26 protein-coding genes and 1 pseudogene are annotated in these 25,546 nt (G+C 65.4%); 18 read left to right on the top strand and 9 right to left on the bottom strand.

What is annotated here, in order from left to right; all coding sequences use genetic code 11:
* The first annotated feature begins 56 nt into the window (after positions 1-56).
* Entirely contained in the window at positions 57-962 is a 906-nt protein-coding gene (locus tag K368_RS23985; RefSeq protein ID WP_245259518.1) for a GlxA family transcriptional regulator, read from the top strand.
* A gap of 85 nt (positions 963-1,047) precedes the next feature.
* Here the strand turns inward: K368_RS23985 and K368_RS23980 are convergent, their stop codons facing one another.
* Positions 1,048-1,377, bottom strand: coding sequence for a hypothetical protein (locus K368_RS23980; protein ID WP_051440011.1), 330 nt, complete (start codon positions 1,375-1,377; stop codon positions 1,048-1,050).
* 439 nt (positions 1,378-1,816) lie between these two features.
* On the bottom strand, positions 1,817-2,512 hold the full coding sequence (locus K368_RS0106030) for an HAD family hydrolase (RefSeq protein WP_027171616.1): 696 nt from the start codon (positions 2,510-2,512) through the stop codon (positions 1,817-1,819).
* A 173-nt stretch (positions 2,513-2,685) separates the two neighbouring features.
* Between K368_RS0106030 and K368_RS0106025 the strand changes: the two genes are divergently transcribed.
* From K368_RS0106025 to mepA, 6 genes are all read left to right on the top strand, one after another.
* Complete coding sequence (locus K368_RS0106025; protein ID WP_027171615.1) at positions 2,686-3,006, top strand: hypothetical protein; 321 nt, start codon at positions 2,686-2,688, stop codon at positions 3,004-3,006.
* Positions 3,007-3,104: 98 nt separating this feature from the next.
* Positions 3,105-3,764: a peptide-methionine (S)-S-oxide reductase MsrA gene (msrA, locus tag K368_RS0106020; protein ID WP_027171614.1), complete on the top strand. Its 660-nt coding sequence runs from the start codon at positions 3,105-3,107 to the stop codon at positions 3,762-3,764.
* Between the two features lie 85 nt (positions 3,765-3,849).
* The gene (locus K368_RS0106015) at positions 3,850-4,353 is read left to right on the top strand and encodes a TIGR00645 family protein (protein ID WP_027171613.1); all 504 of its coding nucleotides are present in this window, start codon (positions 3,850-3,852) and stop codon (positions 4,351-4,353) included.
* A gap of 21 nt (positions 4,354-4,374) precedes the next feature.
* Entirely contained in the window at positions 4,375-4,689 is a 315-nt protein-coding gene (locus tag K368_RS0106010) for a DUF2293 domain-containing protein (RefSeq protein ID WP_027171612.1), read from the top strand.
* Between the two features lie 112 nt (positions 4,690-4,801).
* Positions 4,802-5,335 (top strand): hypothetical protein, encoded by a 534-nt coding sequence (locus tag K368_RS0106005; RefSeq protein ID WP_036266000.1) that lies wholly within the window; start codon positions 4,802-4,804, stop codon positions 5,333-5,335.
* Positions 5,336-5,381: 46 nt separating this feature from the next.
* Positions 5,382-6,311: a penicillin-insensitive murein endopeptidase gene (mepA, locus tag K368_RS0106000; protein WP_027171610.1), complete on the top strand. Its 930-nt coding sequence runs from the start codon at positions 5,382-5,384 to the stop codon at positions 6,309-6,311.
* A gap of 370 nt (positions 6,312-6,681) precedes the next feature.
* On the opposite strand, the gene K368_RS0105990 is transcribed toward mepA, so the two are convergent.
* The gene (locus tag K368_RS0105990) at positions 6,682-7,578 is read right to left on the bottom strand and encodes an AraC family transcriptional regulator (protein WP_027171609.1); all 897 of its coding nucleotides are present in this window, start codon (positions 7,576-7,578) and stop codon (positions 6,682-6,684) included.
* 810 nt (positions 7,579-8,388) lie between these two features.
* Here K368_RS0105990 and K368_RS0105985 point away from each other — a divergent pair.
* The 4 genes from K368_RS0105985 (at position 8,389) to K368_RS0105970 (ending at position 12,410) form a co-directional block, all read left to right on the top strand.
* The gene (locus tag K368_RS0105985) at positions 8,389-8,604 is read left to right on the top strand and encodes a hypothetical protein (RefSeq protein ID WP_027171608.1); all 216 of its coding nucleotides are present in this window, start codon (positions 8,389-8,391) and stop codon (positions 8,602-8,604) included.
* Between the two features lie 79 nt (positions 8,605-8,683).
* Entirely contained in the window at positions 8,684-8,887 is a 204-nt protein-coding gene (locus tag K368_RS0105980) for a hypothetical protein (RefSeq protein ID WP_018045605.1), read from the top strand.
* 129 nt (positions 8,888-9,016) lie between these two features.
* On the top strand, positions 9,017-10,294 hold the full coding sequence (locus tag K368_RS0105975) for an HlyD family efflux transporter periplasmic adaptor subunit (protein WP_027171607.1): 1,278 nt from the start codon (positions 9,017-9,019) through the stop codon (positions 10,292-10,294).
* Between the two features lie 4 nt (positions 10,295-10,298).
* Positions 10,299-12,410, top strand: a complete 2,112-nt coding sequence (locus tag K368_RS0105970) for a peptidase domain-containing ABC transporter (RefSeq protein WP_027171606.1) — start codon at positions 10,299-10,301, stop codon at positions 12,408-12,410.
* 143 nt (positions 12,411-12,553) lie between these two features.
* On the opposite strand, the gene K368_RS0105965 is transcribed toward K368_RS0105970, so the two are convergent.
* Positions 12,554-13,909, bottom strand: a complete 1,356-nt coding sequence (locus K368_RS0105965; protein ID WP_027171605.1) for a dicarboxylate/amino acid:cation symporter — start codon at positions 13,907-13,909, stop codon at positions 12,554-12,556.
* 309 nt (positions 13,910-14,218) lie between these two features.
* On the opposite strand from K368_RS0105965, the gene K368_RS0105955 reads away from it, so the two are divergent.
* Positions 14,219-16,096 (top strand): ATP-binding protein, encoded by a 1,878-nt coding sequence (locus K368_RS0105955; protein WP_027171604.1) that lies wholly within the window; start codon positions 14,219-14,221, stop codon positions 16,094-16,096.
* Positions 16,093-17,451 carry a sigma-54 dependent transcriptional regulator gene (locus tag K368_RS0105950; protein WP_027171603.1) on the top strand — a complete coding sequence of 453 codons (1,359 nt, stop codon included), beginning with the start codon at positions 16,093-16,095 and terminating at the stop codon, positions 17,449-17,451. Before K368_RS0105955 ends, K368_RS0105950 begins: the two co-directional genes overlap by 4 nt.
* A 21-nt stretch (positions 17,452-17,472) precedes the next feature.
* Here K368_RS0105950 and K368_RS0105945 read toward each other — a convergent pair whose 3' ends face one another.
* Positions 17,473-17,724, bottom strand: a complete 252-nt coding sequence (locus K368_RS0105945; RefSeq protein WP_027171602.1) for a hypothetical protein — start codon at positions 17,722-17,724, stop codon at positions 17,473-17,475.
* Positions 17,725-18,164: 440 nt separating this feature from the next.
* On the opposite strand from K368_RS0105945, the gene K368_RS0105940 reads away from it, so the two are divergent.
* The 5 genes and pseudogenes from K368_RS0105940 to K368_RS0105925 all read left to right on the top strand — a co-directional run bounded on the left by K368_RS0105940 (position 18,165) and on the right by K368_RS0105925 (position 21,908).
* The gene (locus K368_RS0105940; protein WP_027171601.1) at positions 18,165-18,494 is read left to right on the top strand and encodes a multidrug efflux SMR transporter; all 330 of its coding nucleotides are present in this window, start codon (positions 18,165-18,167) and stop codon (positions 18,492-18,494) included.
* Between the two features lie 6 nt (positions 18,495-18,500).
* Positions 18,501-19,700: a serine hydrolase gene (locus K368_RS0105935; RefSeq protein WP_027171600.1), complete on the top strand. Its 1,200-nt coding sequence runs from the start codon at positions 18,501-18,503 to the stop codon at positions 19,698-19,700.
* A gap of 43 nt (positions 19,701-19,743) precedes the next feature.
* Positions 19,744-19,920 (top strand): annotated as a pseudogene (locus K368_RS25850) (IS110 family transposase); the annotation flags it as partial.
* Between the two features lie 959 nt (positions 19,921-20,879).
* On the top strand, positions 20,880-21,368 hold the full coding sequence (locus K368_RS26505) for a DUF5625 family protein (protein ID WP_155935035.1): 489 nt from the start codon (positions 20,880-20,882) through the stop codon (positions 21,366-21,368).
* Positions 21,369-21,437: 69 nt separating this feature from the next.
* On the top strand, positions 21,438-21,908 hold the full coding sequence (locus tag K368_RS0105925) for a hypothetical protein (protein ID WP_155935034.1): 471 nt from the start codon (positions 21,438-21,440) through the stop codon (positions 21,906-21,908).
* Positions 21,909-22,525: 617 nt separating this feature from the next.
* Here K368_RS0105925 and K368_RS0105920 read toward each other — a convergent pair.
* The 4 genes from K368_RS0105920 to K368_RS0105905 form a co-directional block, all read right to left on the bottom strand.
* Positions 22,526-22,882, bottom strand: a complete 357-nt coding sequence (locus K368_RS0105920) for a hypothetical protein (protein ID WP_155935032.1) — start codon at positions 22,880-22,882, stop codon at positions 22,526-22,528.
* Positions 22,883-23,044: 162 nt separating this feature from the next.
* Positions 23,045-23,509 (bottom strand): hypothetical protein, encoded by a 465-nt coding sequence (locus tag K368_RS0105915; protein ID WP_155935030.1) that lies wholly within the window; start codon positions 23,507-23,509, stop codon positions 23,045-23,047.
* A gap of 125 nt (positions 23,510-23,634) precedes the next feature.
* Positions 23,635-23,859: a hypothetical protein gene (locus tag K368_RS0105910; RefSeq protein WP_027171596.1), complete on the bottom strand. Its 225-nt coding sequence runs from the start codon at positions 23,857-23,859 to the stop codon at positions 23,635-23,637.
* An 85-nt stretch (positions 23,860-23,944) separates the two neighbouring features.
* Positions 23,945-25,459 (bottom strand): DUF4105 domain-containing protein, encoded by a 1,515-nt coding sequence (locus K368_RS0105905; RefSeq protein ID WP_245259517.1) that lies wholly within the window; start codon positions 25,457-25,459, stop codon positions 23,945-23,947.
* Between the last annotated feature and the right edge of the window lie 87 nt (positions 25,460-25,546).

Raw genomic sequence — 25,546 nt, 5'->3', positions numbered from 1 at the left:
CGGAAAGGTCGGCGACGCTCACCGTCGGCTTCATCCTGTTGCCCGGCTTTCCGCTCATGTCCTACGCGGCCGCGGTCGAGCCCATGCGGGCGGCCAACACCCTCCTGGACAGCGAAGTCTATCGCTGGTGGCATGCGGCACCGGGCGGAGGCGCCGTCCAAGCCTCCAACGGGATCGCGATCCTGCCGGATGTCGATGTCGGTGACACCAAACTCGACGCCGATCGGGTCTTCGTCTGTGCGGGCGGAAATCCCGCCGCCTTCGACGACCCGGCCCTGACCGCCTGGCTTCGCCATCTCGCCCGGCGTGGGATCACGCTCGGCGGAATTTCCGGAGGGCCTTACTTGCTCGCGCGCGCGGGTCTACTGACGGGGCGCCGCTGCACACTCCACTGGGAGCATGTTCCCGCCTTCGAGGAACGCTATCCGGATATCGAGGTCGTGCGTTCCCTGTTCGAAATCCAGGACGATCGGATAACCTGTTCGGGCGGCATCGCGGCCCTCGACCTGATGCTCAGCTTGATCGAACGCGACCACGGTCCGGGCCTCGCCAACGGCGTCAGCGACTGGTTCCTCCACAACCAGATCCGGGAAGGCCTGAGCCCGCAGAGGATGGACCTGCGCCTGCGGATCGGGGTGCGCGACCCTCGCCTGCTTCGGGTCCTCGCCGCCATGGAGGCCAATCTGGAAGCGCCGCTATCGCGGCAAGGCCTGGCTGATCTCGCCCGCGTCTCGATCCGGCAGCTCGAGCTGCTCTTCAGAAACCGGATCGGTATCAGTCTTCACCGGCATTATCTCGCCTTGCGGCTCGACCGAGCCCATCAGTTGCGTCGCGAAAGCGCCCTCGGTTCAGCCGACATCGCCACGGCGACGGGTTTTGCCAACGCGGCCGAACTCGCGCGCGCCGAGCGCCGGCGGCGGCTGAGGGCCGCCCCACCGACGAGTCATGTCGGCAACGGGTGAAACGCCCCCCCGAGACGCCTTGCTCGGGCGGGCGCCCATCCAAAAACAACCAAATGGACGCCCGCCTTCGATATGCGAGCGGGGCTCAGCCCCGTTGCGCTACCGGATGGACGTCGAAGGGTATCTCGGCCCTCATATGATCCAAGCGGGCCGAGGCGCCGTGCCTGCGCGGCGCGCGACGGGCCACGAAACGGTCTCGCGCCGCCTTCGCCGCCTGCTCGACGCTGCGGAAAACGAGCCCGTCGAGAGGGTCGAAGTCACGTCCTGACGAGAAGAACCGCACGCCACCCCGCTCGGGCACGGCGATGCCAGCCGTCACTTCGCCGACCTCGATCACCCGTGGCGGCGGGGCGGCATGAAGGTGGTTGCGGGCACGGGCTTGGAGATGATCCGCCTGGGCATCAGGCGTGTGCAATCGGTTCAACGCCCGATGAGCGTCGGCCTCGTGAAGATGGGGCATGGTGTCGAAGTCTCCTGGCGCGGCCTGACGGCCATCTGCTGCAAGCGATCGGATCTGACGGGTGGGTCAGCATCGACAGCGGGAGCAGGCCCACGGGAGAGCTTGAAACGACAATCGATCAATCACGGCAAGTCATCCTTTCGATGAAGGACCACGAGGCGCGAGCGCTCCGTAGTGCTTTAGCGTTTGATGACGCGGCGCAAGCTACACACTTCAAATCACCGCGGCGGACCAAGCCATTCAGCCTGGAACCGCATCTCTAAAATGAGAGCAACGCCCCGATTCGTCAACGGATGCATCTTTCGAATGCATGCTGCCTCGTAGCAGGAATGACGCCTGGCCCCGTGAAGCGCAGACGGTTTTTCGGCAGGCGGCTTTTCGGATAGTGCCGTGGTCAGGCCGACGCGGCAGCCGCAGGCTCGATCAAGCCGGCGAGGTCGCGATGGTGCCCATAAACCCGTTCGGCTCCGGCCGCGATCAGGTCCGCCCCAGTGGCGTCGTGCAGCCAATGGCCCCCGCCGGTGAAGCCGAGGACGCGCATTCCGGCGGCGCGCGCCGCCGTTACGCCCGGCACGCTGTCCTCCACCACGAGACAGCGGCCGGGGGGAACGCCCATCTCGGCGGCGGCATGGAGGAAGAGGTCGGGCGCCGGCTTGCCGCGCGAGACCATGGTCGCCGAGAAAATGCGACCGTCGAACAAGGGCAGAAGGCCGGTGAGGCCGAGCGAATGGGCGAGCCGCGCCGGATCGCTGCTCGAGGCGACGCAACTCGGAAGCTCCAGCGCCCGCACCGCGTGGGCGATCCCCTCCATGGCGCGTAGATCGCGGTCGAAGGCGCGAAGGGTTTCGGCCTTCACCGCCTCGACGAAGCCGTCCGGGGCAACGATCCCGTAATCGCGCTCGATATGCCCCATGATCGACGTCATCGACGTGCCGGCGAAGCGCTCCCGCACCGTATCCCCATCGATGGCGACGCCGATCCGGTTGAGCCCGGCGGTCAGGGTCCCGAGGCTCAGCGGCTCGCTGTCGACCAGCACCCCGTCACAGTCGAAGATCACCAATCCGGTGGTGGTTACGGGTTCGGTGGGCAAGGCGATGGTCCGCTGGAGGTGACTGCGGTGGGCTGTGCCATGGAGCCATCGCACCGCGCAATGGCGGGCCGTGGCGGCCATTGCGCGCGAGACTCCAGGAGACCTTGCGCCACGCGGCGAAGCCCCCTAACCCGGCAGGGCCGGCACGGGAGCCGGCCTGTGTGCAAGCCGCAATGCTCCGCTTTCTCAGTCGCCTCCTCGGATATATCGTCCTCGCGGCGGGCTTCGTCGGCCTCGTCTACGATGGCGCGCGTTCGATCGCCAATAACGGCGTCCGCGTCACCAGCTTGAGCGACCTTCTGATGACGCTGTTCAAGGAGCGCGGAAGCGCAGTCCAGAACTCGGTGGAGAGCGTGGCGCCTTGGCTATGGCAGGCGCTCGTCCTACCGCTCACCCTGGCCCCCGCCTGCCTCCTCGGGCTCGGTCTCGGGGCCTTCCTGCTCTGGCTCGGTCAGCCACCCCGCGAGCCGATCGGCTTTCTCAGCCGGCCCTGACGCCTCGACCGTAAGGCATGCCGTTTCGACACGGGGCGTTCAGGAAGGGGGTCCGGCACCCCATATAGGGAGCATCCCGCCCTCTCACGGAGGCCCCGATGCTCCAGTTCTTCCGCAAACGTCCCGAAATGCCGAGTGCCGCCGGCGCGCTGCCCGGCCGCTCGACGCCGCTCCCCACCACGGACACTCATTTCGTCAACGGCCATGCGCTGAAGGGCCCCTATCCCGAGGGAAGCGAGCAGATCGTCCTCGGGCTCGGCTGCTTCTGGGGCACCGAGCGCAAGTTCTGGCAGTTACCGGATGGAATCGTTGTGACGGCGGTGGGCTATGCCGGCGGCTTCACGCCCAATCCGACCTACGAGGAGGTCTGCTCGGGCATGACCGGGCATAACGAGGTAGTTCTCGTCGTCTACGATCCGGCCGTGCGCCCCCTGGAGGCGGTACTCAAGACCTTCTTCGAAAACCATGACCCGACCCAGGGCATGCGCCAGGGCAACGATGTCGGTACACAGTATCGCTCGGGAATCTACATCGCGAACGAGGGGCAGGCCGAGACCGCCCGACGCGTTCGAGAGGCCTACGGGGAGGCGTTGAAGGCACGTGGGTTCGGCGAGATCACCACCGAGATCAAGCCGCTCGATGCGTTCTACTTCGCCGAAGGCTACCATCAACAATACCTCGCCAAGAACCCTGCGGGCTATTGCGGTGTCGGCGGCACCGGGGTGACCTGTCCGATCGGAACCGGCGTCGCCGCCTGAGGCGCTTCGCCTGCCAAGCTCACCGCTTGTCGAGCTTGGCCGCACATGCCAAACCCCGCCCGATCGGGCGGGGGATTCGAGACGGATGATCGAACAGGTTTTCGAACGCGTGCTCTTCGCGTGTCGTTGGCTGCTGGCGCCATTCTACGCGGCGCTCGGCATCGGCATCGTCGTGCTCCTGATCAAGCTGCTGCAGGAACTCGCTCATTTCGTCCTGCACATGTGGAGCGCCACCGAGTCGCAGATCATTCTCGGCGTGCTAACCCTGGTGGACCTATCCTTCACCGCGTCCTTGCTCATTATCGTAATGTTCTCGGGCTACGAGAATTTCGTCTCGAAGATCGATCATACGGACCACAAGGACTGGCCCGAATGGATGGGGACGATCGACTTCACCGGGCTGAAGCTGAAGCTGATGTCCTCGATCGTCGCCATCTCGGCGATCTCGCTGCTGAAGGCCTTCATGGACATCAAGGCCACGCCGGACCGCGAGCTGTACTGGCTCGTCGGTCTCCACATGGTCTTCGTCGTCTCCGGAATCCTGATGGCCCTCACGGACAGGATCGCCGCCGGGCACCACGACAAGTAGGCGCTCCCGGGAGACGCCGCGATGACCCGCGCGGACGCAGTCGGCGAAGCGCTTCGTATCCTCGCTCCGCGCCTGCCCGCCTTCGAGACGGATTCCGTCCTCGCGCGGGCACTGGCGAGTCCGGGCCTGCGGAATGCGAGCCCCCAGAATGCGGCATGGCTCGCCCTCGTCGCCTTCACCCGCCACGTCTTCACCGAGTACGATGCTTATCTAGACGAGGGCTACGACCGCGACAGCGCCCGCCATTTCACCCTCGACGAACTCAACGAGACGTTGCGCGGTTGGGGCGTGCGCCGAACCGTGTCCGAAGACGTTGACCAACCGGACGACGAGTGATCACCGGGTCCGCGCCGTCCCGCCGAAGCGGACCGCTGCGGGAAACCTTTCCGGCCGCGCAGCCGTTCTCATGGTCGAGGGGGGGGCTGCGACCGTTCACAGGACAGTAGCCATGCGCAGAATGCTCCCGATCATCGCCGGACTAGTGCTCGCATCCGGTACGGGTCTGGCGACCGACAGAGTGTTGGCGCAGCAGGTTGCCGATCCGGCCGCCTGCACTTCGTTCGACTGGCCGGTCCTGCGGGAGCAGGCCTGGTTCGAAGCGCCCTCTCTTCCCCGCCTCGATTCCGGCGCGACCCTCTCCGCAGGGATGCCGGGCGCCGTTCTGGCGCTCAAGCCGATCGCGGCAGCCGATCTTCCTTTCACGCCCTCACGGGAACCGAATCCGGGCACATTCGGCGGCACCTTGCGGATACCGCCCGTTGTCACCCCCGGCCTGTATCAGGTGACTTTGTCGGACAATGCCTGGATCGACGTGAGTCAGGACGGCACGACGACCCGCAAACCCGTGGCGAGCACGATGCGGCCCGGATGTCCGGGCGTCTCGAAGAGCGTCCGGTTCCAGTTCGGCACCACCCCCATCCTCGTCGTCGTCAGCGGTGCGAAATCGGACTCGATCAAGATCGCGGTCTCGCCGGCGGAATAACCGAGAGCTCTCGACGGCCCGACGGCCGATGGACTAGGTTGACGCCATGCACCTGACCCCACGTTCGTTCCGCTTCGCGGCCCTCGCCTTCCTCGTCTGCGGAGGGGCCGCACAGGCCCAGGACAGGGGCAGCGTGAACCCCAAGCCGCTCCCGCCCCTGGCCGATCCCGATGCGCCCTCGACACCGGCCAAAGCCCTGTTCGGGCGGGCGACGACTCCGGCTCCCGGCCCGGCCCGACCCTACGGATCCTACGCCAAGGGATGCTTCTCCGGCGGCGAGGCACTGGCCCAGGACGGACAGAACTGGCAGGTCATGCGCCTCTCGCGCAACCGGATGTGGGGTACGCCGAATCTCGTGGATTTCATCGAGCGGCTGGCGTCCAAGGCTCCCCGCGTCGGTTGGAACGGCCTTCTCGTGGGCGACATGTCCCAGCCTCGCGGCGGACCGATGCTGACGGGCCACGCCTCCCACCAGCTCGGCCTCGACGCCGATATCTGGCTGACACCGATGCCGGACCACCGGATGTCCCGCGCGGAGCGCGAGGAGACCTCGGCTACCAACGTGGTGCGCACGGACCGCCTCGACATCGATCCGCAAGTCTGGACGACGGAGCACCTCAAGCTGATCCGACTCACGGCCCAGCAGCCCGAGGTCGCACGCCTCTTCGTCAACCCGGCGATCAAGAAGGCCCTGTGCCGGGAGGCGGGGGGCGACCGCTCCTGGCTCAACAAGGTGCGCCCGATGTACGGGCACAATTACCACTACCATATCCGCCTCTCCTGCCCGGCCGGAGACGACCAATGCGGAGACCAGGCTCCGCCGCCGCCCGGCGATGGCTGCGGCGAGGAACTCGCCTATTGGTTCAGCGCCGCGGTGCTGAACCCGCCGAAATCGACGAAACCGGCGAGGCCGAAGCCGCCGATGACCATGGCGGCCCTTCCCGCCGCCTGCCGGATGGTGCTGAAGGCCCAGTGAGCCTTTGGCTTTCGGGAACGTGAGGCCAGCGGAGGAGGAGCATGTCGCGGGACACGGTGCGACCGCCAGAAGCTCGGCGAGCAGTCATCGGTCATCGGGCTCTACGGTCAGGTTGACGTCTCGCAACTCCGTCTTGGGCGGCCAATCCGGTGGCCGCCTCCGTGACATTATCGAGGTGCGGGTACCCACCGCCAGCGCGGACACTACCCATCAGAACCAGCTTCTGTTCGGGACGAGTGCTACGCCGACCGTTCAGCCGCCTCCGGAAAATAGGACACCCCGGGGTTCGGGACTCCGCAAGAACGATGCTGACCGCTCCTATCGGTGAAGGATGGGGAGCGCGGCCGGAACGCCTCGGGAGCGGCGGGGCCTAACCCTCCGATGGACCGAGGGGTCGGGTCTCCCGCGCGCGGCGCAGGAAGGCGCGTGGCGGCTGTCCCGTGAGACGGCGGAAGGTCTTCGACATCTGGCTTGCATCGTTGAACCCCGCCAGGGGCACGATCTCGCTCAGGCTCAACGTCCCGCTGGCAATCAGGTCCTGCGCCCGGTTCACCCGTTCGCGCAGGATGAACTGATAGGGCGTCACACCGAAGGATGTCCTGAAGGCCCGAACGAGATGGCCGACGCTGGTGCCGACGGCGGCCGCCAAGTGGTGCAGGCTCAGCGGTTCGGTGAGGTGCGTGAGGATCAGTTCGCGAAGGGTCGTAGCCTGCGCCGAAGTCAGCGTGGGGCCGACGCGGCGGGGAGTCGCTTCCGCGCCCGAGAACAGCTGTAGAAGCGTCGCCGATACGCTTTCCACCAGCAGTGGCCCACTGGAGCATCCCGTCTCCAGGTCGGCCGACACGGCTTGCAGCAGGTGGCTCACCGCGATCTGTGAACGCGACGGAACGAACTGGGTCCGGACCTGTGTCTTGGTGAGGGAGACGTCGGTGATACGCTCGACGGCTTCCGGGGCTAGTCTCAACGTCATCGTACGGAACGGCCCGGTCCAGTTCTCGACCACGGCAGCTCCCGGCTCAAGAACGATGATGTTGTCCTCCGAGAAATGGTAAGTCTGGCCCGAACAGAGGAAACGCTGACTCAGCGGCGCCAGCGACAGGGCGAAGTGGATGCCCTGCTGGACGATGGACACCGTTCCCTGGCTGCCGAGCATGATGTCGCTGAAGCCGATGCCGGACCAGCCGAGGCCCGTGCTGGTCTGAAGCACCGCCTCGATCTCACCGTCGAGTTCGATGGTGCAGCCGAATTCGCTCCGATCAATCCGCATTCACGAGTTCATGGTGCATGCGAAAACTCCCGTTTGCAGCCCGCCTCCAGGACGACCCGAAAGATCCGTCTTAATGAGCCCTGCCCCCAAGCGACACGCAGAGATTTCCGACCAGCACTCTCGGCAATGAGCCGCCCTATCGAGCACTTGCCGTCGAAAGCCCATCGACCTGCATCTTCCCGCAAAGCGATGTGGCACGCAAGGATGCGATACAATGAAACTGTATCCGATGAGAGGAACCCTATTATAAAATGTCTTGCATTTGTCGTCCGATCCGGCCTCCCGAACATGACTGCCACGGCCTCGCCGGGCAGCGCGACTGCGGTTTGTTCCTCCTATAACTAAGTTCTTCATTCTGGGCACGCCCCGTTAGGCGGGACCGTAGGTCATTGCTTTCGCCTTAGCCCGTAAGAGGAGAAGCAAACTCCACACAGTCCAGTCTCTTTTCCAGCGACTCAATACGGTGCGACAAAATGTCAATTAATTCTGGAATCGTTATGTTTTTCAGCGATTTAGTCGCAAGAATGCAAAATTCCAGGCCTCATGACAACTATGGCAAGAATCGCCAAGTTTCCGCAAACCCGGCGATGGACAGCCGGCATTCCCTCACCGTCTCCCAGGGAAGGCGGCACGCAGTCACCAATCGACAAAAGATCTTTCTTAGCGCGGTCTCAGACACAACGCTAGAAAATGAGACTTGATGACTGAGCCCGGACGTGTAGCCTGATTAGCAGAAAGCAAGACCGAATGCTTTCAGACATAGACTTGAGAAAAACGATCGACGCACCGAACCTACTCTGGAGAGAAGTAATGTCTAAGACGAATGACACCATCCGCCCCCTCGATGCATCCGAGCTCGATGCGGTCGGCGGCGGCCTCTCCCTGGGTCTCGACCTCGACCTCTCGAGTGAACTCGGTGCCGTATCGGGCACGATCGACCAAGTCGGCGGTTTGGTCGGCGGTCTCGTCGGTGGCCTCCTTGGTGCCGTTGGCGGTGCCGTCGGTGGCCTCCTCGGCGGCAAGTAACCCAGCCTCCGACCCCGGCTTTCCTGATTTTCTCTGCATGGCGCGAAGCGAACGCGCGGCCTGATCCCGGAGATTTGACATGACCCAGAACCTCGACACCATCCGCGAACTCGACGCCACTGAACTAGACGCCGTCGGCGGCGGCCTCTCCCTCGGCCTGGACCTCGACCTGTCCAGCGAACTCGGTGCCGTCTCCGGTGTGGTTGGTCAGGTGGGCGGCTTGGTAAGCGGCCTCGTCGGCGGCCTTCTCGGCGCGGTTGGCGGTCTCCTCGGCGGCCACTGAGCCCTCATCCGCATCGATCCTGATCGGTAAAGAAGCGCGGCGGGCCGGTAGGGCCGCCGCGCTTCTCGTGCATAAGACGCCTGACCGTCGAAGAACGCAGATTTTAGGCGAGGAGGACCGTCGAAACCGATGACGTCGCCGCTATTCCGCGCAGAGGTCGCCCGAGCGCGCCAGGATTCCTGGTTGGGCGAAGCCCAGATCGTGCAGCCGCTCTCGATCAGGCTGATGACCGCGACCACGATCCTGATCACCATCGCGGCAATCCTGTACGTCGTCTTCGGCACCTATACCCGCCGGATCCACGCCCTCGGCATGCTCACGCCGGATGTGGGCCTCATCACCGTGGCGAGCCCCGTGGCCGGGCGCGTCAGCGCCTCGGGGGCGAAGGAGGGCGACCGGGTCGTCCCAGGCCAGTTGCTCTACACCCTCGACCTCGACGCCGTGTCGGCCAACGGCCCGACCCAGCAGCGCATCATCGACCAGTTGGCCAAGCAGAAGGAGACGATCGAGGCGCAAGCCCGCCTGCGCTCCGCCATGGCCGCCACGGAGAAGCGCTCCCTCGCCGAGCAGATCGACAACCTTCAATCCCAGTCGCGGCAATTGGAGGAGCAGGTTCAGCTGCAGGAGAAGTTGGTGCCGCCGTTGAAGGAGCGGGTCGATGTCCTCGCCAAGGCGGTGAGCGACGGGTTCGCCCGCTCGGCCGATCTCCAGAACCAGAACTACCTCTACCTGCAGGCCAGCTCTCAGCTCGCGCAGTTCCGCAATTCGCGCCTGCAGCTCATCGGCAAGGTCGGAGAATTGCAGGCGACGCTCGCCACCTTCGACGACAAGCTCGCCCGCGATCTCGCCGAGATGGATCGCACCGCCGCCCAGTTGGAGCAGCAGCGAGCCGAGAGCGAGGCGCGCCGGGCCATCGAGGTGCGGGCGCCGGAGAAGGGCATCCTCACCTCGATCAGGGTCCAGGCCGGCCAGGGCGTGGCGGCGGGTGCCACCCTGCTCACGCTGCTGCCGAGCGAGGGCCGGCTCCAGGCGAACCTGTTCGTGGAATCCTCGGCCATCGGCTTCATCGATACGGGAGAAGCCGTGATGCTGCGCTACGCAGCCTTCCCCTTCCAGCGCTTTGGCCTCTACCGCGGCACCGTCACGGAGGTAACCCGGGCGCCCCTGGAGGCCGCAGACCTGCCGGAAGCCGCCGGCGCCAAGGCGAAGAACGGCGACGGCATCTACCGCATCATCGTGCGGCCGGACGAGAACAACGTGATCGCCTATGGCGAGAGCCGCCGCCTGGAAGCCGGGATGCGGGTCGAGGCCGACATCGCCCTTGAGAAGCGCCCTCTTTACCGCTGGCTGCTCGACCCACTCTACCGGGTCAAGCGCAGCGTCGATCTCGTGACCCGGGGCGGATGAAAACGTGAGCCTGCTCAGCACCCTCCAATTCGGCTTTGGCCGGCGCGTGCCCGTCCTGCTTCAAGCCGAGGCCGCCGAATGCGGCATGGCCTGCCTCGGCATGGTGCTTGGCTATCACGGCCGCCACGTTGATCTCGGCGCTCTGCGCCGCCGCCATGCTCTGTCGCTCAAGGGCATGACCCTGCGCAACCTCATCGACCTGGCGGGCTCGATGGGCCTCGCCACGCGGGCGCTGCGGGCGGAGCTGAAGGACCTGCCCAAGCTCAAGACGCCCTCCATCCTGCATTGGGGGCTCAACCACTTCGTCGTGCTCACTGCCGTGAACGGAAGGGGGATCGTCATCCACGATCCCGCCCGCGGGCGCCGCAAGCTCACTTTCGCGGAGGCGTCGCGGGAGTTCACGGGCGTCGCCCTGGAGGCGAGCCCGACCACCAGCTTCGTGCGCGAGAAGCGGCAGCGCGGACTGGCGCTGGGCGACCTGTTCCGGACGATCGGCGGCATTCGCCCGGCCCTCGCTCAGATCCTAGCCCTGTCCCTCGGCATCGAACTCGTCGCGATCCTGATGCCGATCGCCTCCCAGATCGTCATCGACGAGGTCATCGTCAATGCCGACCTCGACCTGCTGCTGGTGGTCGCGGTGGGCCTCGCCCTGCTGCTCGTCGTCCAGCTCGTCCTCTCGGTGGCGCGGACCTGGGCGATCATGCTCACCGGGACCAAGCTGAACTACCAATGGTCGGGCAGCCTGTTCGACCACCTCTCGCGCCTGCCGCTGGATTATTTCGAGAAGCGGCACGTCGGCGACGTGATCTCGCGCTTCGGATCCCTGGCGACGATCCAGAAGGGGCTCACCACCGATCTTGTCCAGGCCGTACTCGACGGCATCATGTCCATCGGCATGCTCGCCATGCTGGTGGTCTATGGCGGCTGGCTCTCCCTCGTCGTCGTCGCCTCGACAGCGCTCGCCGCGGCGCTGCGGATCGCTGCCTACGCCTCCTACCGCGAGGGCACCGAGGAGGCGATCGTCGCCGAGGCGCGCCAGCAGAGCCATTTCATCGAGACCGTGCGCGGCATGGCGAGCGTGAAGCTCCTCGACCTGCGCGAGCGCCGCCGCGGCACCTGGATGAACCACTTCGTCACGTCGCTGAACGCCCGGCTGCGGCTCCAGCGCCTCGACCTCGTCTTCGGCCGGGCCAACGAGCTGCTGTTCGGCCTCGACCGGCTGCTGCTTCTGGTTCTCGGAGCGCGGGCCGTGATCGACCAGTCGATGACGCTGGGCATGCTGGTGGCCTTCCTCGCCTATCGCGACCAGTTCTCGCAGCGGATCGGCAACCTGATCCAGTCGGGCTTCCAGCTGCGCATGCTCAACGTCCAGACCGACCGGCTCTCGGACATCGTCATGAGCGAGCCCGAGGAAGGCTCCGGCTCCGCATTGGAACCGGCCTCCCCCGCCCTGGCGCCGGCAACGGACCGGCCGGGATCCGTCTCGGTGAAGGATCTCGCCCTGCGTTACGGCGCGGACGAGCCCTGGATCTTCCGCGATCTCGGCCTCGACGTGCCGGCAGGGACGAGCTTCGCCATCACCGGTCCGTCGGGCTCGGGCAAGACCTCGCTGATGAAGATCATGATGGGCCTCCTCCCCGCGAGCGAGGGGCGGATCCTCGTCGACGGCCAGGAGATCCGCACCCTGGGGGCGGCCAACTACCGTCGCCGGATCGCGGGCGTGATGCAGAACGACGGACTTTTCGCCGGCTCCATCGCCGAGAACATCGCCAGTTTCGACGAGCGGCCCGATCCGGGCTGGATCGAGGAATGCGCCGCGCGCGCGGCGATCCTCACCGACATCAAGCGCACTCCGATGGGGTTCGAGACCCTGGTGGGGGACATGGGTTCAACCTTGTCGGGCGGCCAGAAGCAGCGGGTCATCCTGGCTCGCGCCCTCTATCGCCGGCCCGAGATCCTGTTCCTCGACGAGGCGACGAGCCACCTCGACGAGGCCACCGAGGCCGTCATCGCCGAGGCGTTGCGCGACCTGCGCATGACCAGGATCATCGTCGCCCACCGTCCGGCTACCATCGCGGGGGCCGACCACGTCTTCACCCTGACGCCGTCGGAGTGAGCGTCCCCCGATCCATGCCGGAGACAAAACGGCTGCGGCGCCGTCATCGATCCAATGATCCATGACGGCGCCGCTACGTCCTTGCGTCCCGCATTGGCCTGGGACAGGGTTTGCTCCTCCGCCGGGCCGTGATCGGGGGTCCTTTACTCGGCCGGCTGGAGAGCCGGTTGGAAGACCGGCATCTCGCTCGCCAGAGGCATCGGGTTGCCACCGAGGGCGGCCGCGAGCCTGACGTCGTCGACCTCACCTTCCCAGCGGGCGACGACGATGCAGGCGACCGCGTTGCCGATGAAGTTGGTGAGCGCGCGGCACTCGGACATGAACCGGTCGACGCCGAGGATCAGCGCCATGCCGACGACGGGCACCGAGGGGACCACCGCGAGGGTCGCGGCGAGGGTGATGAAGCCAGAACCGGTGACGCCCGCAGCACCCTTCGAAGACAGCATCGCCACCAGGAGAAGCAGGCCCTGCTCGCCGTAGGTCAGCGGGGTGTCCGTCGCCTGGGCGATGAAGAGCGCCGCCATGGTCATGTAGATGTTGGTGCCGTCGAGGTTGAACGAGTAGCCGGTGGGGACCACGAGGCCGACGACGGGCTTCGAGCAGCCGGCGCGCTCCATCTTCTCCAGCAGCGAGGGCAGGGCCGACTCGGAGGACGAGGTACCGAGGACGAGCATCAGCTCCTCCTTGATGTAGCGGATGAGCTTGATGATCGAGAAGCCGTTGTAGCGAGCGACCAGACCGAGGACGCCGAGCACGAAGATCGCCGAGGTCAGGTAGAAGGCGCCGACGAGGTAGGCGAGGTTGGCGAGCGAGGCGATACCGTACTTGCCGATGGTGAAGGCCATGGCGCCGAAGGCACCGATGGGAGCGACCTTCATGATAATGTTGACGACGCCGAAGATGGCTTCCGAGAGCACTTTGATGATGTCGAGGACCGGCTTGCCGCGATCGCCCAGGAACGCGAGACCGAAGCCGAACAGCACCGAGAAGAACAGGACCTGAAGGATCTCGCCGCCCGAGAAGGCGCCCACCGCCGTGGTCGGGATGATGTTCATGAGGAAGTCGGTGATCGACTGCGTCTTCGCCTTGTCGGCGTACATTGCGATCGACTTCGGATCGAGGGACTTCGGATCGATGTGCATGCCAGCGCCCGGCTGGACGAGGTTCGCCACGATCAGCCCGACGATCAGGGCCAGCGTCGAGAAAGTGAGGAAATAGATCAGTGCCTTGCCGCCGACGCGGCCGACCTTCTCGAGATTGGTCATGCCGGCGATGCCGGAGACGACGGTGAGGAAGATCACCGGCGCGATGATCATCTTGACGAGCTTGATGAAGGCATCGCCGAGCGGCTTCATGTCCGCGCCGACCTGCGGGTAGAAATGGCCGAGGGTGATGCCGATCGCTACGGCGACGAGCACCTGGAAATACAGCGTGCGATAGAGGGGCTTCGGCTTTGCCGGCGCATGCGGCGCGGTGAGCGGTGACGGTATGGCGACCATGGCGGGTTTCTCCCTTGGGAATCAATCGGTTCGGATCGATGCGCCGGGGTGTCCGGGCCTCGTCGTCTCTTGGTCTTGGCGTCCGGGGTTGGATCCCTTCGGCTCACAGCCCTGCGATGAACGCAGGGCTGTGTTTCGGTTTGAGAATGGCAACCGCCGTGCCAGATCAGGAACTCCCGAAATAATTCGTTAAAGCGTTGATTTGAGACATATTTTTCAGATGGCTGCCGATCTCTTCGTCACGTCGAATGCGAATTTCCGCACACGGTCGCGAAATGCCGTCCGGGATTTCGCACTGGAGCACGCCCATTGAATTCGAATGTCCCGCCTCGCGAGGGAACCGATCGCGGAGTCCTGAAACGGTCGCGACGGAGCCTCGTCCTCGCCGCCAGCCTCGTCCTGGTATTGGTCGCGGGGTGGCTGGCCGGGCGGGCAGCCGAACGATGGGCGCTGGCCGACCTGCGCCGCACGGCGCAGTCGACCCTGGCTCTGCAGGTCGGCGCCTTGCGGTCCGAGATGCAGAAACAGGCCTCGCTCCCCCTGGCCCTCGCGGCGGACCCGGAGATCGCCGCCGTGGCGGGGCCGGCGCCGACGCCGGCCATGGTCGAGCAAGTGAACAAGCGTCTCGCCCAGGTGGCGACCGCCACGGGCTCGGCGGTTATCTATGTCATTCGCCCCGACGGCATCACCGTGGCCGCGAGCAATGCGGAGGCCGAGCGTAGCTTCGTCGGCAGGGACTACGCGTTCAGACCCTATTTCCGGCAGGCCATGGCCGATGGCGCCGGATCGCAATTCGCCTTGGGCACGGTGAGCGGCCGGGCGGGGCTCTACCTGTCGCGACGGATCGGCGAAGCCGGCGGCGTCGTCGTGGTGAAGATCGAGTTCGATGGGGTCGAGGCCGCGTGGCGGCAATCGGGAGACGGAGTGTTCGTGGCCGATGCGAGGGGCATCGTCCTCGTGGCGAGCGATCCCGCCTGGAGCTTCGCCACCCTGCGCGAGGTCGGCGACGACGAGCGAAAGCGCATCCGCGCAGCGTTGGAATTCGGCGAGGCGCCGCTCTCGGCGCTCCCGCTCCATCCCGTTGGGAGGATGCAGGACCTCGTCCGCGTCGGCCAGGGATCGCGGCCGGCGCGGATCGCCCTGGCCCTGGACGCCCCCATTCCGGGCACCGACTGGCGACTCCATACCCTGACGCCCGTGGGCTCGGCCGTGGATCGCGAGCGGGTGCAGGCCTGGATCATCGCCGCCCTGGGCACCGGTCTCGCCTGCATCGGGATCGCGACCCTGGCTGGCCGTCGCCGGCGGACCCGCCAGCACCTGGCTCAAGCCGCGGCGCGCCGGGAGGAGTTGGAGGAGAGCGTCCGCGAGCGAACGCTGGAGCTCACCGACGCCAACAGGATGCTTCGGCTGGAGATCGAAGAGCGACAGAGGGCAGAGGAGGAGCGACGGCAGGCGGAAGCCGAGCGGGAGCGTCTCGGCCGCGAACTCGCGCAGGCCGGTCGGCTCGCGGCATTGGGCCAGTTCGCCGCAAGCATGGCGCATGAGATCAACCAGCCGCTGGCCGCCATCCGCTCCTACGCCGACAATGCGGCGATCCTGGTCCGGCGGGGCCGGGGCGAGGAGGCGGCGGAGAACGCCTTCGCCATCGGCCGCCTCACCGACCGCATCGGCGGACTAACGCGGCAGCTCAAGGGATTTGCCCGGCGCTCGTCGCCCCGGCGCGAGCCCGTAGCCCTGGCCGACATCCTCGCCAACAGCCTGGAACTAGTGGAGGCACGGGCGCAGGCGGCCCGCATTGCGGTCTCGGCAGAGAGGCCGGCGCCGAGCTTGCGTGTGCTCGGCGACGGTCCGCGCCTCGAACAGGTCGTGGTGAACCTGCTCCAGAACGCCCTCGACGCGGCGGCGGGGAGCACCGATCCACGGGTCTCCGTCCTGGTGCGGGACGTCCCCGAGAATCGCGTGGCCATCGAGGTCCGCGATACCGGGCCGGGCCTACCCGAGACCATTCGGGCGCAGGTTTTCGACGCGTTCTTCACCACCAAATCCGACGGGCTCGGGCTCGGGCTCGCCATCGCGCGCGGAATCGTCGAGGATTGCGGCGGCAGCCTGAACGCCCTGGATGATCCGGCCGGCGGCGCGGTGTTTCGGATGGAACTGGCGAAAGCCCCTGTGGAGACGGCCCCGTGAGCGTTGAAGAGGGTGCGGGCGGGTCGGCAGAACGGGTCGTCTTCATCGACGACGAAGCGGATGTCTGCCGCGCCAACCGCCAGAGCCTGGAACTCGACGGGTTCACGGTGGAGACCTTCGGGGCCGCCGAACCGGCGCTGGACGCCATCCTCGCCGACCCGCCGGGCCTCGTCGTCACGGACGTGCGCCTGCCCGATCTCGACGGGATCGCCCTGTTCGGGCGGATCAAGGCGATCGATCCGGAACTGCCGGTCATCCTGATCACCGGCCACGGCGACATCCGCATGGCGGTGGGCGCCATGCGCGACGGGGCCTACGACTTCCTGGCCAAGCCCTATCCGGCCGAATCCCTCGTCGCCTCGGCGCGCCGCGCCCTGGAGCGGCGCCGGCTCGTCCTCGAGAACCGCACCCTGCGCGCCCGGCTGGAAGCGGCGGTGGAGGAGGACCCGGCCTTCCTCGGCATCTCTCCGGAAATGGTACGCCTGCGCCGCCTCGTGCGCGAGGTCGCCCAGGCCGATGTGGACGTGCTCGTCTTCGGCGAGACCGGATCGGGCAAGGAGGTTGTGGCGAGCGCCCTGCACCGCTGGAGCCGCCGGGTCGGCCGGAACTTCGTCGCCATGAATTGCGGGGCGCTGCCCGACAGCGTCGTCGAGAGCGAGCTCTTCGGCCACGAGGCGGGCGCCTTCACCGGAGCCCTCAAGCGCCGCGTCGGCCGGATCGAGCACGCGCAGGGGGGCACGCTGTTCCTCGACGAGATCGAGAGCATGCCGCTCGGTCTCCAGGTCAAGCTCCTGCGCGTTCTGCAGGAACGGGCGGTGGAGCCGCTGGGCACCAACGAGATCCGTCCCATCGACATGCGCGTGGTGGCCGCGACCAAGGTCGATCTCGGCCAGGCGGCAGCGCAGGGCACCTTCCGCGACGACCTCTACCACCGCCTCAACGTCATCACGATCGCGATCCCGCCCCTGCGCGACCGGCGCGAGGACGTGATGCTGCTGTTCCAGGAGTTCCTGACCCGCGCGGCGACGCGCTTCGGCCGCGAGCCAGCGCCGATCACACCGGCCGTGCGGGAGCACCTGCGGCGGCACGACTGGCCCGGCAACGTGCGCGAACTCGGCCATTTCGCCGAGCGTCACGCCCTGGGCCTCGGGCAGCACGAGGTCTCGCCGCCCGAGGCCGCCACCGCCGGAACCCTGGCCGAACAGGTCGACCGGTTCGAGCGGGGCCTGATCCGCGAGGAGCTGATCATGGCCGGCGGGGACGTCCGCATCGCCGCCGAATCCCTCGGCACGCCGCGCAAGACCCTCTACGACAAGATCGCCCGGCACGGCCTGACGCCCACCGATTATCGTTGAGGCGGAAGGGCTTGGCTACCCTCAGAAGCGGCGATCCTTGCGGTCCGGGTTCGGGCCGGTGGTGTGATAGCTGGCCATGCAGGCGTGATAGATCTGCGAGCCGAGGTCGTAGAGGCTGAGATTGCTCGGGTTGGCGGCGCTGAACACCTGCGCCCTGGCCTGCTCCCGGCAGGCGGCGTCCTGCGGGCTCTGGATCGGCGGCTCGTTCACCTGCTGCGCGAGGGCGGCACCCGTGAAAGCGATGAGGAGAAAGGCGGTCAGGGTCGAGCGCATGGTGTCGAATTCCGTCGCGGGGAGAGGGACATAGAGAGGTGAAGGGCCTCGGTGGTGCCGATGATCGTGCCGGGAGGCCCCCGCGGACTCGCCGGCTCCGGGCGGACGAAGAGAATCTCGCACGGTCGATGCCCGATCTGTGCCGTGAGACCCCGATCAGGGCAAGACGGCATCGACGGGCGGACCTCGAATTCGGCGCGCGCGCCCGGACCGACCGCGCCAGATCGGCAGATCGGCACCGCCACGCGGCCCCGGTTTCGACCGCCATCGGGCCGCCTTTCAAGCGCCATCCACACGGGACATTAACGGCCCTCGTGCTTTTGGAAGACCCGAGCCGTACCGGTGGATTTCCCCCCCGGCCCCGGACACGGCGCGGACATCGCCATGCGGATGGCCGCCCGACCCGCCTTCAGCCCGCCGACCGCACGGACGACCCACGCATGAACCCCTACCTCCTCCTCGCCCTGGCCATCGGCGCCGAAGTGACGGCGACCCTCGCCCTCAAGGCGGCCGACGGCCTCACCAAGCCGGTGCCGACGATCATCGTGGTGCTGGGCTACGGCACGGCGTTCTGGCTGATGTCGAACAGCATGAACATGCTGCCGATCGGAATCGTCTACGCGATCTGGGCCGGAGTGGGCATGGTCGGCGCGGCGGTCGGCGGCGCGCTGCTGTTCCAGGAGCCGATCACCCTGCCGATGATGATCGGGATCGCGGTGATCGCCGTCGGCGTGACGATTCTCGCCTCGGGCCAGACCGCGCCTCACTGAGCGGCGATGTCGAGACTTGCCCGCCTCCGGCCCCGCTTTCGCCGCCCCCGGCTGGCCGGGGCGCTGATCGGCGCCCTGGTGCTGGGCGGGCTGGCTGCCGCCATCGGGCCGCTGCTCGGCGTGCCGAACCCGATCACCCTGGCCGCCCTCGCGATCATCGAACCCTCCTCCGTGGGCACGTGGTTCGCGAGCCGGGTGGTGGCGGCGGCGCCCTCGCCCCGCGCCCTGCCCGTCCGGCCCCGCGCGATCCCACCCAAAGTTTCCTGGAAGGGACGCAGCGTTCCTCTCGCGGAGATGCTGGAGGCAACCCATACCAACGCCCTGCTGGTGACCCAGGACGGCGTCCTCATCCATGAATGGTATCGCCCCGGCTCAGGGCCGGCGACGCTGTTCCCGTCCTGGTCGGTGGCGAAATCGGTGGTCTCGCTGCTGGTCGGACAGACCATCGCCGAGGGGAAACTCACCGAGACCGACCATGTGGCGACCCTGCTGCCGTATCTGCGGGACGAGCCTGCCTTCGGCCGCATCACCGTCCGCGACCTCCTCGACATGACGAGCGGACTCGCGGTGCCGGAGAATTACGACCCGTGGGACCCGCTCACGGGCACAGCCGGCATGTACCTCACCCGCGACATACGGGCCTTCGTGCGCGACCACGCCACCCTGTCCTCGAAGCCCGGCAGCACGGGCCAATACCGCAGCATCGACACCGAGATCCTCGGCCTGATCCTCGCGGAGGTCGAGAAGAAGCCCCTGGCCGACCTCCTTTCGGAAAAAATCTGGAAGCCCATGGGCGCGCAGGCGAACGCGACCTGGAATCTCGACCGGCCGGGAGGGACGGAGAAGGCGTTCTGCTGCATCAACGCCGTGGCCCGGGATTTCATCCGCCTGGGGCTGGTGGTGGCCGACCATGGCCGCGTCGGCGGCACCGGCATCGTTCCGCCGCGCTGGATCGAGCGGATCGAGACCCCGGCCCGCCGGGACGTCGACGGCTGGCCCTACTCGGCGCAATGGTGGCACGTGCCGGAGGGCGACGACGACATCTCCGCCATCGGCGTCTACGGGCAATATGTCTACGTCAACCGCGACACCGGCACGGTGATCGTCAAGCTCAGCGATCACGGCGCCGAGCAGGACGAGGCGGACACCCTCGCCGTGATGCTGGCTCTCTCCCGCGCGCTCGCGGCGTCACGCCCGGTGCATTGACGCGACGGGCCGGGCGGCGGGACCACGCAGCGCTCTCCGTCATCACGTGATGCGGCACCGCATTAAGAAGTTGCCTGGGCTGGCGGCGCATCGCCATGGCAACAAGCGCGCAACGGTGGCGCTGGCCCACAAGATGGCGGTGGTGACGTACCGGATGTGGATGGATGGTACGACCTTCCGCTCCAGCGCGGTCGAGGCTCCGGCCGCTACCACCGCGTAGGCATCCCATGGCTTGCAGGGATTGAGATCGGGCGCGCCTGGCCCCGCAAGGTCGTCCTCACGGGGACGGGCGAGAGGTGAAGTCGGGATGACGACTGTGCCGGCCTTTGGGCCAAGTCCGGTGTCGCATATAGCATCGCCAAACATTGGAATACGATTATGCGGCGGCTTTCGTGCTGACCACAGACAGAAGCCAAGAGCCCCCGCGGGTACGAGTATAGTGGTAATGAAAAAGATAAGCTGTCTTCCTGCCGTGTTTATAACGGGGGGTTTTCTATGGATTTTTATTTGGTTTTGCTCATCGTTTTGGCCAGCAGCGGAAGCTGTCGTAAAGCTCCCAATGGGTAATGCTGTTGCTCGATCCCAGTCCTGGGTTGGGTTCTTAGAACCGCAGCCTTTCGTCCTACGTGTCGATACTCCGCACGGATCGACATCGGCGAAACTGTGGGCCGATTGGGGGCCGGCCAATGACCTTGCTCTCTACCGAACACCCGAAGATTGGCTAATCGGAATTGGAGGAGGGGGTGAAAGCGTGATCATAGACGTGATGAGTAAATTTGGACCTCGGATAGTCCTAGAAGACGAACAGAGGAAGACAGATAATAAGGAATGGGAGTTTCTTGGATATTTGTACTCACAGGGAGGCCGGCTTCACACTCCAACCGAGCGCGAGGAATGCATCGCTCTACTTGGCGCTGGGTCCAGCCCTTACAGGAAGGAACACCAAGTTCCGCATAGTTGCCGGTCGTCTAATTAATGGATATCTACATGATGCCCGACTGCTGAACCCTTGTCGCCTCCGGTAATGACATCTCATGGCAGGCCGCGATTTGAAATTAGATTGATGTTCAACGATGAATAGCTATTATTTAAAATCATTACAGAGGCGTGAAGTTGAGTACGAAGCGACTAATATTATACACATTGATCGCGCATCTCGGGCCGTTAGCATGTATTTGCATGTTGACGCATGCGAATGAATTCGATCATCAACAAATTCCTTTCCAGGCGGGGATTAAGTCTTCTGAATCTGAATTGAAATTCAAAGTCTGGAACGCTGCCCGCCATTCATTTTATCTAAATATGTATTTTACGGTAGGCGATCCTGATGACCCTAGCCGCAACAAAGATCGAGATCGTGTCAGAAAATTGGCCGGCAGTGGCGGCTATAATACTGTAACAAAACGCCCAATTGATAACGGCCTAGCGATTCCTGTACGTTTGACGTTGGTTCGCCTCAATGAGAAAGACAGCGAATTGATTCTAAATGAATTATACCAAGATCCTTTATATGAAGGGTTTTCAGAGAAATATTACTCAAAACTAATCGTTCGATACAAGCTCGAGCCTGGGACATACAAAGCTCGTATTGAAGCTCTGAAAGACTTGCCACCGCTGCAGACCGTTCCGGTTCAGTTTGACGTTCATGTTGCGCATGACCGCTTATGAGCCTTCCTCATTGAGCATCCTGCGTTTGCAGCTTAGGATCCTCAGCAGACATCAAGGGTGAGCAGGGACATGAAACCTGAGTTGCATACGCCCTTCTTCGATGCCCTCCTAAAGCAACATCCGCAGTGGCGTCATATCTCGCTTTGTCCAGCGCAATCCGACCCTCGGACAGGAATCGTGCTCACCGTGCCAGCACCGCCCGGCTCCGACCTATCTAATGGCCTTTTGATTGAAGACGATGGGGGCGAGATCACCATTGGGCTCGATTTCAGCCACATCCATCTTGAGTGGCCGCCCTCGCCACAGATTGCGTTAGACCCGATCTGGCGTGATCCACTCGCCTTCGTGGATGCGGTACTGGTTGAGAGTGTTGTCGCCTCGTCGGGGTGGATCGACGGCCAATTACGTATCGGCTCCCTTCATCACGCCACGGACAACCCCGCTCTCATCATGGCCAACCTCCAGTATCTACGGGTAAAATCATGGCTTGGCACACGCAATCGGGAGCAGACCTTAGTCGACAATGAGAGCCATGATTGAAAGGAGGAGATCCAACGCGATAGTTTGCTGAAGGTCGAAGGCGGAACGTCCACTTCGGACCGGAAGGCAATAATCTGCAAACCACCCAGGCTGTGTAAAAACGTCGGCACTTCGCCACGCCAGAGTGCAATCTTCCATGACAGACTGAAAAACATCAGCTCGGATGGCTGCGATAGCGACCTTCAAGGGACTTCGTAGAAAATCCTTCTGCTTGCATCAGCCCGAGACGCGTTTTCACACAGCCTCCACCCTCAACGGACTTTTGGCTTGTTACGCGGGGTGCTCTGCTGTCGACGCGATTTCGGCAATGCGCGGGCCGCCTTACCGAGTGCGTAGGAAGCCACCAGAGCAAAGTAGTAGATCGCGTATAGTATGACAAAAACATAGACTGAGGATTTGAGCCAGACGAGCCGGAAATCGATATCAGGACATCCCTGCTCATAGGGAGGGTCTCCAACGGCACAAGAGAACCCTTCGACCATCATCCAGCCCCACCCCAGCCCAGCTGCAGCAATCGCGCAGGATAAAGGTATGGCGACCCGAGACATGTTCAGGCTTTTCATGCCTTGCAACTGCCAGCCATATATCTATCCTTAGTGAATCATTGTCCGGAACAGTCAAATTTTGACTATAGGACGCGCGGCGTTGGCAATGAGCTTGCTTCCCGCCTCGGTCCAACGGGCGAACCGATATCCGGTCGGTTCAATGACGATCAGTCCTCGTGCTTCCAATTGCTCGTAGGCATGCTCACCGGCCGATATAGCCCCATTGTCTAGAACGACCTCGCCCGTGTCCGTCCGCTCGAGGTACTTCGAGCACATCGCAGCCAACAACTTTACTAGTTCCGGCTCGCGCGCCTCGAAGCTCCTACCTTCGGCGCCAGGGAGAGCTAAATTCTTTGATGCCTTTGTGCTCACGTACTGATTCGTCATAGCTCGAATGGCATCGACGAGCTTGCATTCAGAGTCGTTCACTCTCGATAACCTCCTATCGCCCGCCATGCATTACGGTCGGCCCGTTCCCGCAGGACATCGAGATCGAACTTAAGCCTTGGGACGGCCTGATCCGTGCCCGCCCGGTCGCGATCACCTTCAAGGTGGGTGAGCCCAGCGCGCCTCACGCATAACGTCCGCATCTCATCCTTTGCAGTCCTCAAGCTCGACGCAGACCATTCCCGACCGACAGCCTATGGCGACGGGGTGAGAACCACGCCGGTCGAACAGCGTCCACGACGGGTCGCCTTCCGCCGTCATGAACGATGCCAGCCGCAGATCGCCTGCCAGCGACAGAACCACCTCCGGTAGACGGCCAAACATCGAGAGGTCTTGGACCGTGCGGCCGAGGAGGAGCGCAAAGGTCGGGGACCACAGGTTCTCGTCGCTCCAACTACCGCAGGCGATGGACCTTCCCTCCTCGATTCGCCAACTCCACTCAATCATCAGGCCGATCTCGCCCTCTGGCTGACCGGGGAAGCCGTTGCGGCGCGTGGTTGATGTCAGCGCGCCAAACTCTACGAACAGCGCCGAGCCATGCCCACGCCAGACATGTGCCACGGCCAACCCACAAGCCGCCGTGCGGAAGTGCTGGATCCAGTCGGTCATAGGGGCGATCATGACCAACTGCGCAGGGTCCGCTATCCGCCCATCGCGGACGCTCAGGGCGGGCACCATCCGTCAGGTTTTGACCACGAGATCAACGACATCCCGGAAAAACGCGGGAGCGCCGATTAAATCCACCCGCCATCGTTGATCCGCGCCCTGATCCGATACGGCTCCGCCAGGACGTGGGCGTGGGAAATGCCGGCGGCCAGTGCCATGGCGGCGGACGAATAGGAGGTCGTCGAACGGCAGGCATGGAACCCGGCCGTCGTCACCGACCAGCGAAAGCGGGTCTTGTCGCTCCGGCATGCTGAAACGGCGACGCTGTGGTTGGGTAACGTGGGGATCTGCATTTCCCATCATGCCACGGTCGCCCCAACGCTCCAAGGTCGGGTCGTCCCCATCGGATTTCAGACCGACCCGCTGCCGTCCTACCGCCTACGCGGCCGGAGACCGCCGCCGGGCGAGGCTCCGCATCCGCGCCACCGCCTCGGCCCGCCAGTTGCGCAGGAGCCGCCGCCTCACGCCGTCCCAGCTGATGGCCGGGACCGGCGAGACGGGATCGATGAGGGCGCTGAGCGCCCGCGAGTAATCGAGCACGAGACCCGGCGTCCACGTCATCGCGCCGGCCCCGTTGCGCAGGAGGGCGGCCGCCCAGAATTCCGGGCTCATGGCCGCCTGGGCGAGCCTGCGCCACGGCTTGCCGGCCCGGCTGAACGCGCCCTCCACGGCGGCGTCGAGGGCACGGGCGACCGCCGTGGAGCAGTTCCGGCCCACGAGATTGTAGGTCGCGTCGCGGCGATACTCGGCCCAGAAGCGCGTCAGGCCCGCCCCGTCGATGCCGTGGAGGGTGACCGTGACGGTGGCCTCGCACCAATCGTCCGCCTCCTCGCGGTAGCTCGGCAGGAAGCGGCCCGGCACGTTGTTCTCCGGGCCGGCCCGCAGGGTGGCGCGCAGGTTGTCGGGGGAGCGGTCGATCTCCACGGCGGGGTAATGGCTCACATAGAGCGCCCCCTCGCCGCCGCCCTTGCCGCCCCCCTCCCCCAGTTCCAGGGCCGCGTGGCCGGTGGAGACGTGGCCGGACCCGTTCACGGAGATGACGTAGCGATGGACCAGGCGCTGCCGGGCCGGGATCGACGCCGTTCCCGTCGGCGTCCAGACATAGACGGTGAGCGCGTCCGTGCCGGCCCCGGCGGCGGCCGGTTCGGAGGCCGCCGGAGGGCGCCGCAACCGCAGCCCGAGGATCGCCACCTTGATTCCCGCCAGCATCAGGAAGGCGCCGATGCAGAACCCCACCGTGCCGGCATACCAGGTCGGCCAGGGCTGCAGGGTGATGATGCCCAGCGCCACGCCCAGGGCCCCATGCGCCGCCGACAGGCGCCAGCCCGGAAAGCGGAGCACATAGGAGAGCGCGAAGCGCGACAGGCCGTCGAACAGGAAGGCCGCCCCGAACAGCATGGCGAGGAGGAACGTGCTTGAGGACGAGGCCAGCATCGTCAGCACCGCCACCACGAGGAGGAGCGCCCCCTTGAGGAGGCGCAACCGGCGCGCGGCGCCGGTGGCGACGAGGCCGCGCAGGAACGCGCCCACCGCCTCGACCACGAGGAGGAGGCCGAACCAGCGGTCGGGAATGTGCGTGGCCCCGTCGAGGGCGTCGATCACCAGCGCGGCGCCGAACCCCGTCCAGACGAGACCCGCCCCCGTCACGAGGCCCCAGCGCCTGTGGACCGCCTCCCGGCCCACCAGCAGCAGCCAGAGCGGCAGCGCCATCTGGCTCGCCGGGGCCTCGGAGGCGGCGAGGAGATCGTCGACGGGAGCGCCCTCTCCCTTGGCCAGAGCGAGGTTCACGACGCCCTGCCCCTTCAGGCTCAGCCGCCCATGGCCGGAATCGCCCCCGGGGAGGGACGCGTCCGTCGCGGAGCCGTCGTGGTATGGTTGAGGCCGTATGGTCACCGGTGATCGCCCCCCCGCAGTGCGACGTCTCCTATCACCGAGAAGGCAGAACAGGGGAAAGGTTCGCTTAAAGCCGCCGCATCGAAT

Source organism: Methylobacterium sp. 10, assembly GCF_000519085.1.
GTDB lineage: Bacteria > Pseudomonadota > Alphaproteobacteria > Rhizobiales > Beijerinckiaceae > Methylobacterium.
Note: the sequence above shows the minus strand (reverse complement) of the source record. Positions and strands in the feature narration are given on the sequence as shown.

Bases quoted from the DNA above. Each gene is read 5' to 3' on its own strand.
- K368_RS23985 (WP_245259518.1), top strand. From the start codon at position 57: ATGTCCTACGCGGCCGCGGTCGAGCCCATGCGGGCGGCCAACACCCTC.
- K368_RS0106025 (WP_027171615.1), top strand. From the start codon at position 2,686: ATGCTCCGCTTTCTCAGTCGCCTCCTCGGATATATCGTCCTCGCGGCG.
- msrA (WP_027171614.1), top strand. From the start codon at position 3,105: ATGCTCCAGTTCTTCCGCAAACGTCCCGAAATGCCGAGTGCCGCCGGC.
- K368_RS0106015 (WP_027171613.1), top strand. From the start codon at position 3,850: ATGATCGAACAGGTTTTCGAACGCGTGCTCTTCGCGTGTCGTTGGCTG.
- K368_RS0106010 (WP_027171612.1), top strand. From the start codon at position 4,375: ATGACCCGCGCGGACGCAGTCGGCGAAGCGCTTCGTATCCTCGCTCCG.
- K368_RS0106005 (WP_036266000.1), top strand. From the start codon at position 4,802: ATGCGCAGAATGCTCCCGATCATCGCCGGACTAGTGCTCGCATCCGGT.
- mepA (WP_027171610.1), top strand. From the start codon at position 5,382: ATGCACCTGACCCCACGTTCGTTCCGCTTCGCGGCCCTCGCCTTCCTC.
- K368_RS0105990 (WP_027171609.1), bottom strand. From the start codon at position 7,578: ATGCGGATTGATCGGAGCGAATTCGGCTGCACCATCGAACTCGACGGT.
- K368_RS0105985 (WP_027171608.1), top strand. From the start codon at position 8,389: ATGTCTAAGACGAATGACACCATCCGCCCCCTCGATGCATCCGAGCTC.
- K368_RS0105980 (WP_018045605.1), top strand. From the start codon at position 8,684: ATGACCCAGAACCTCGACACCATCCGCGAACTCGACGCCACTGAACTA.
- K368_RS0105975 (WP_027171607.1), top strand. From the start codon at position 9,017: ATGACGTCGCCGCTATTCCGCGCAGAGGTCGCCCGAGCGCGCCAGGAT.
- K368_RS0105965 (WP_027171605.1), bottom strand. From the start codon at position 13,909: ATGGTCGCCATACCGTCACCGCTCACCGCGCCGCATGCGCCGGCAAAG.
- K368_RS0105945 (WP_027171602.1), bottom strand. From the start codon at position 17,724: ATGCGCTCGACCCTGACCGCCTTTCTCCTCATCGCTTTCACGGGTGCC.
- K368_RS0105940 (WP_027171601.1), top strand. From the start codon at position 18,165: ATGAACCCCTACCTCCTCCTCGCCCTGGCCATCGGCGCCGAAGTGACG.
- K368_RS0105935 (WP_027171600.1), top strand. From the start codon at position 18,501: ATGTCGAGACTTGCCCGCCTCCGGCCCCGCTTTCGCCGCCCCCGGCTG.
- K368_RS26505 (WP_155935035.1), top strand. From the start codon at position 20,880: ATGTTGACGCATGCGAATGAATTCGATCATCAACAAATTCCTTTCCAG.
- K368_RS0105925 (WP_155935034.1), top strand. From the start codon at position 21,438: ATGAAACCTGAGTTGCATACGCCCTTCTTCGATGCCCTCCTAAAGCAA.
- K368_RS0105915 (WP_155935030.1), bottom strand. From the start codon at position 23,509: ATGACCGACTGGATCCAGCACTTCCGCACGGCGGCTTGTGGGTTGGCC.
- K368_RS0105910 (WP_027171596.1), bottom strand. From the start codon at position 23,859: ATGCAGATCCCCACGTTACCCAACCACAGCGTCGCCGTTTCAGCATGC.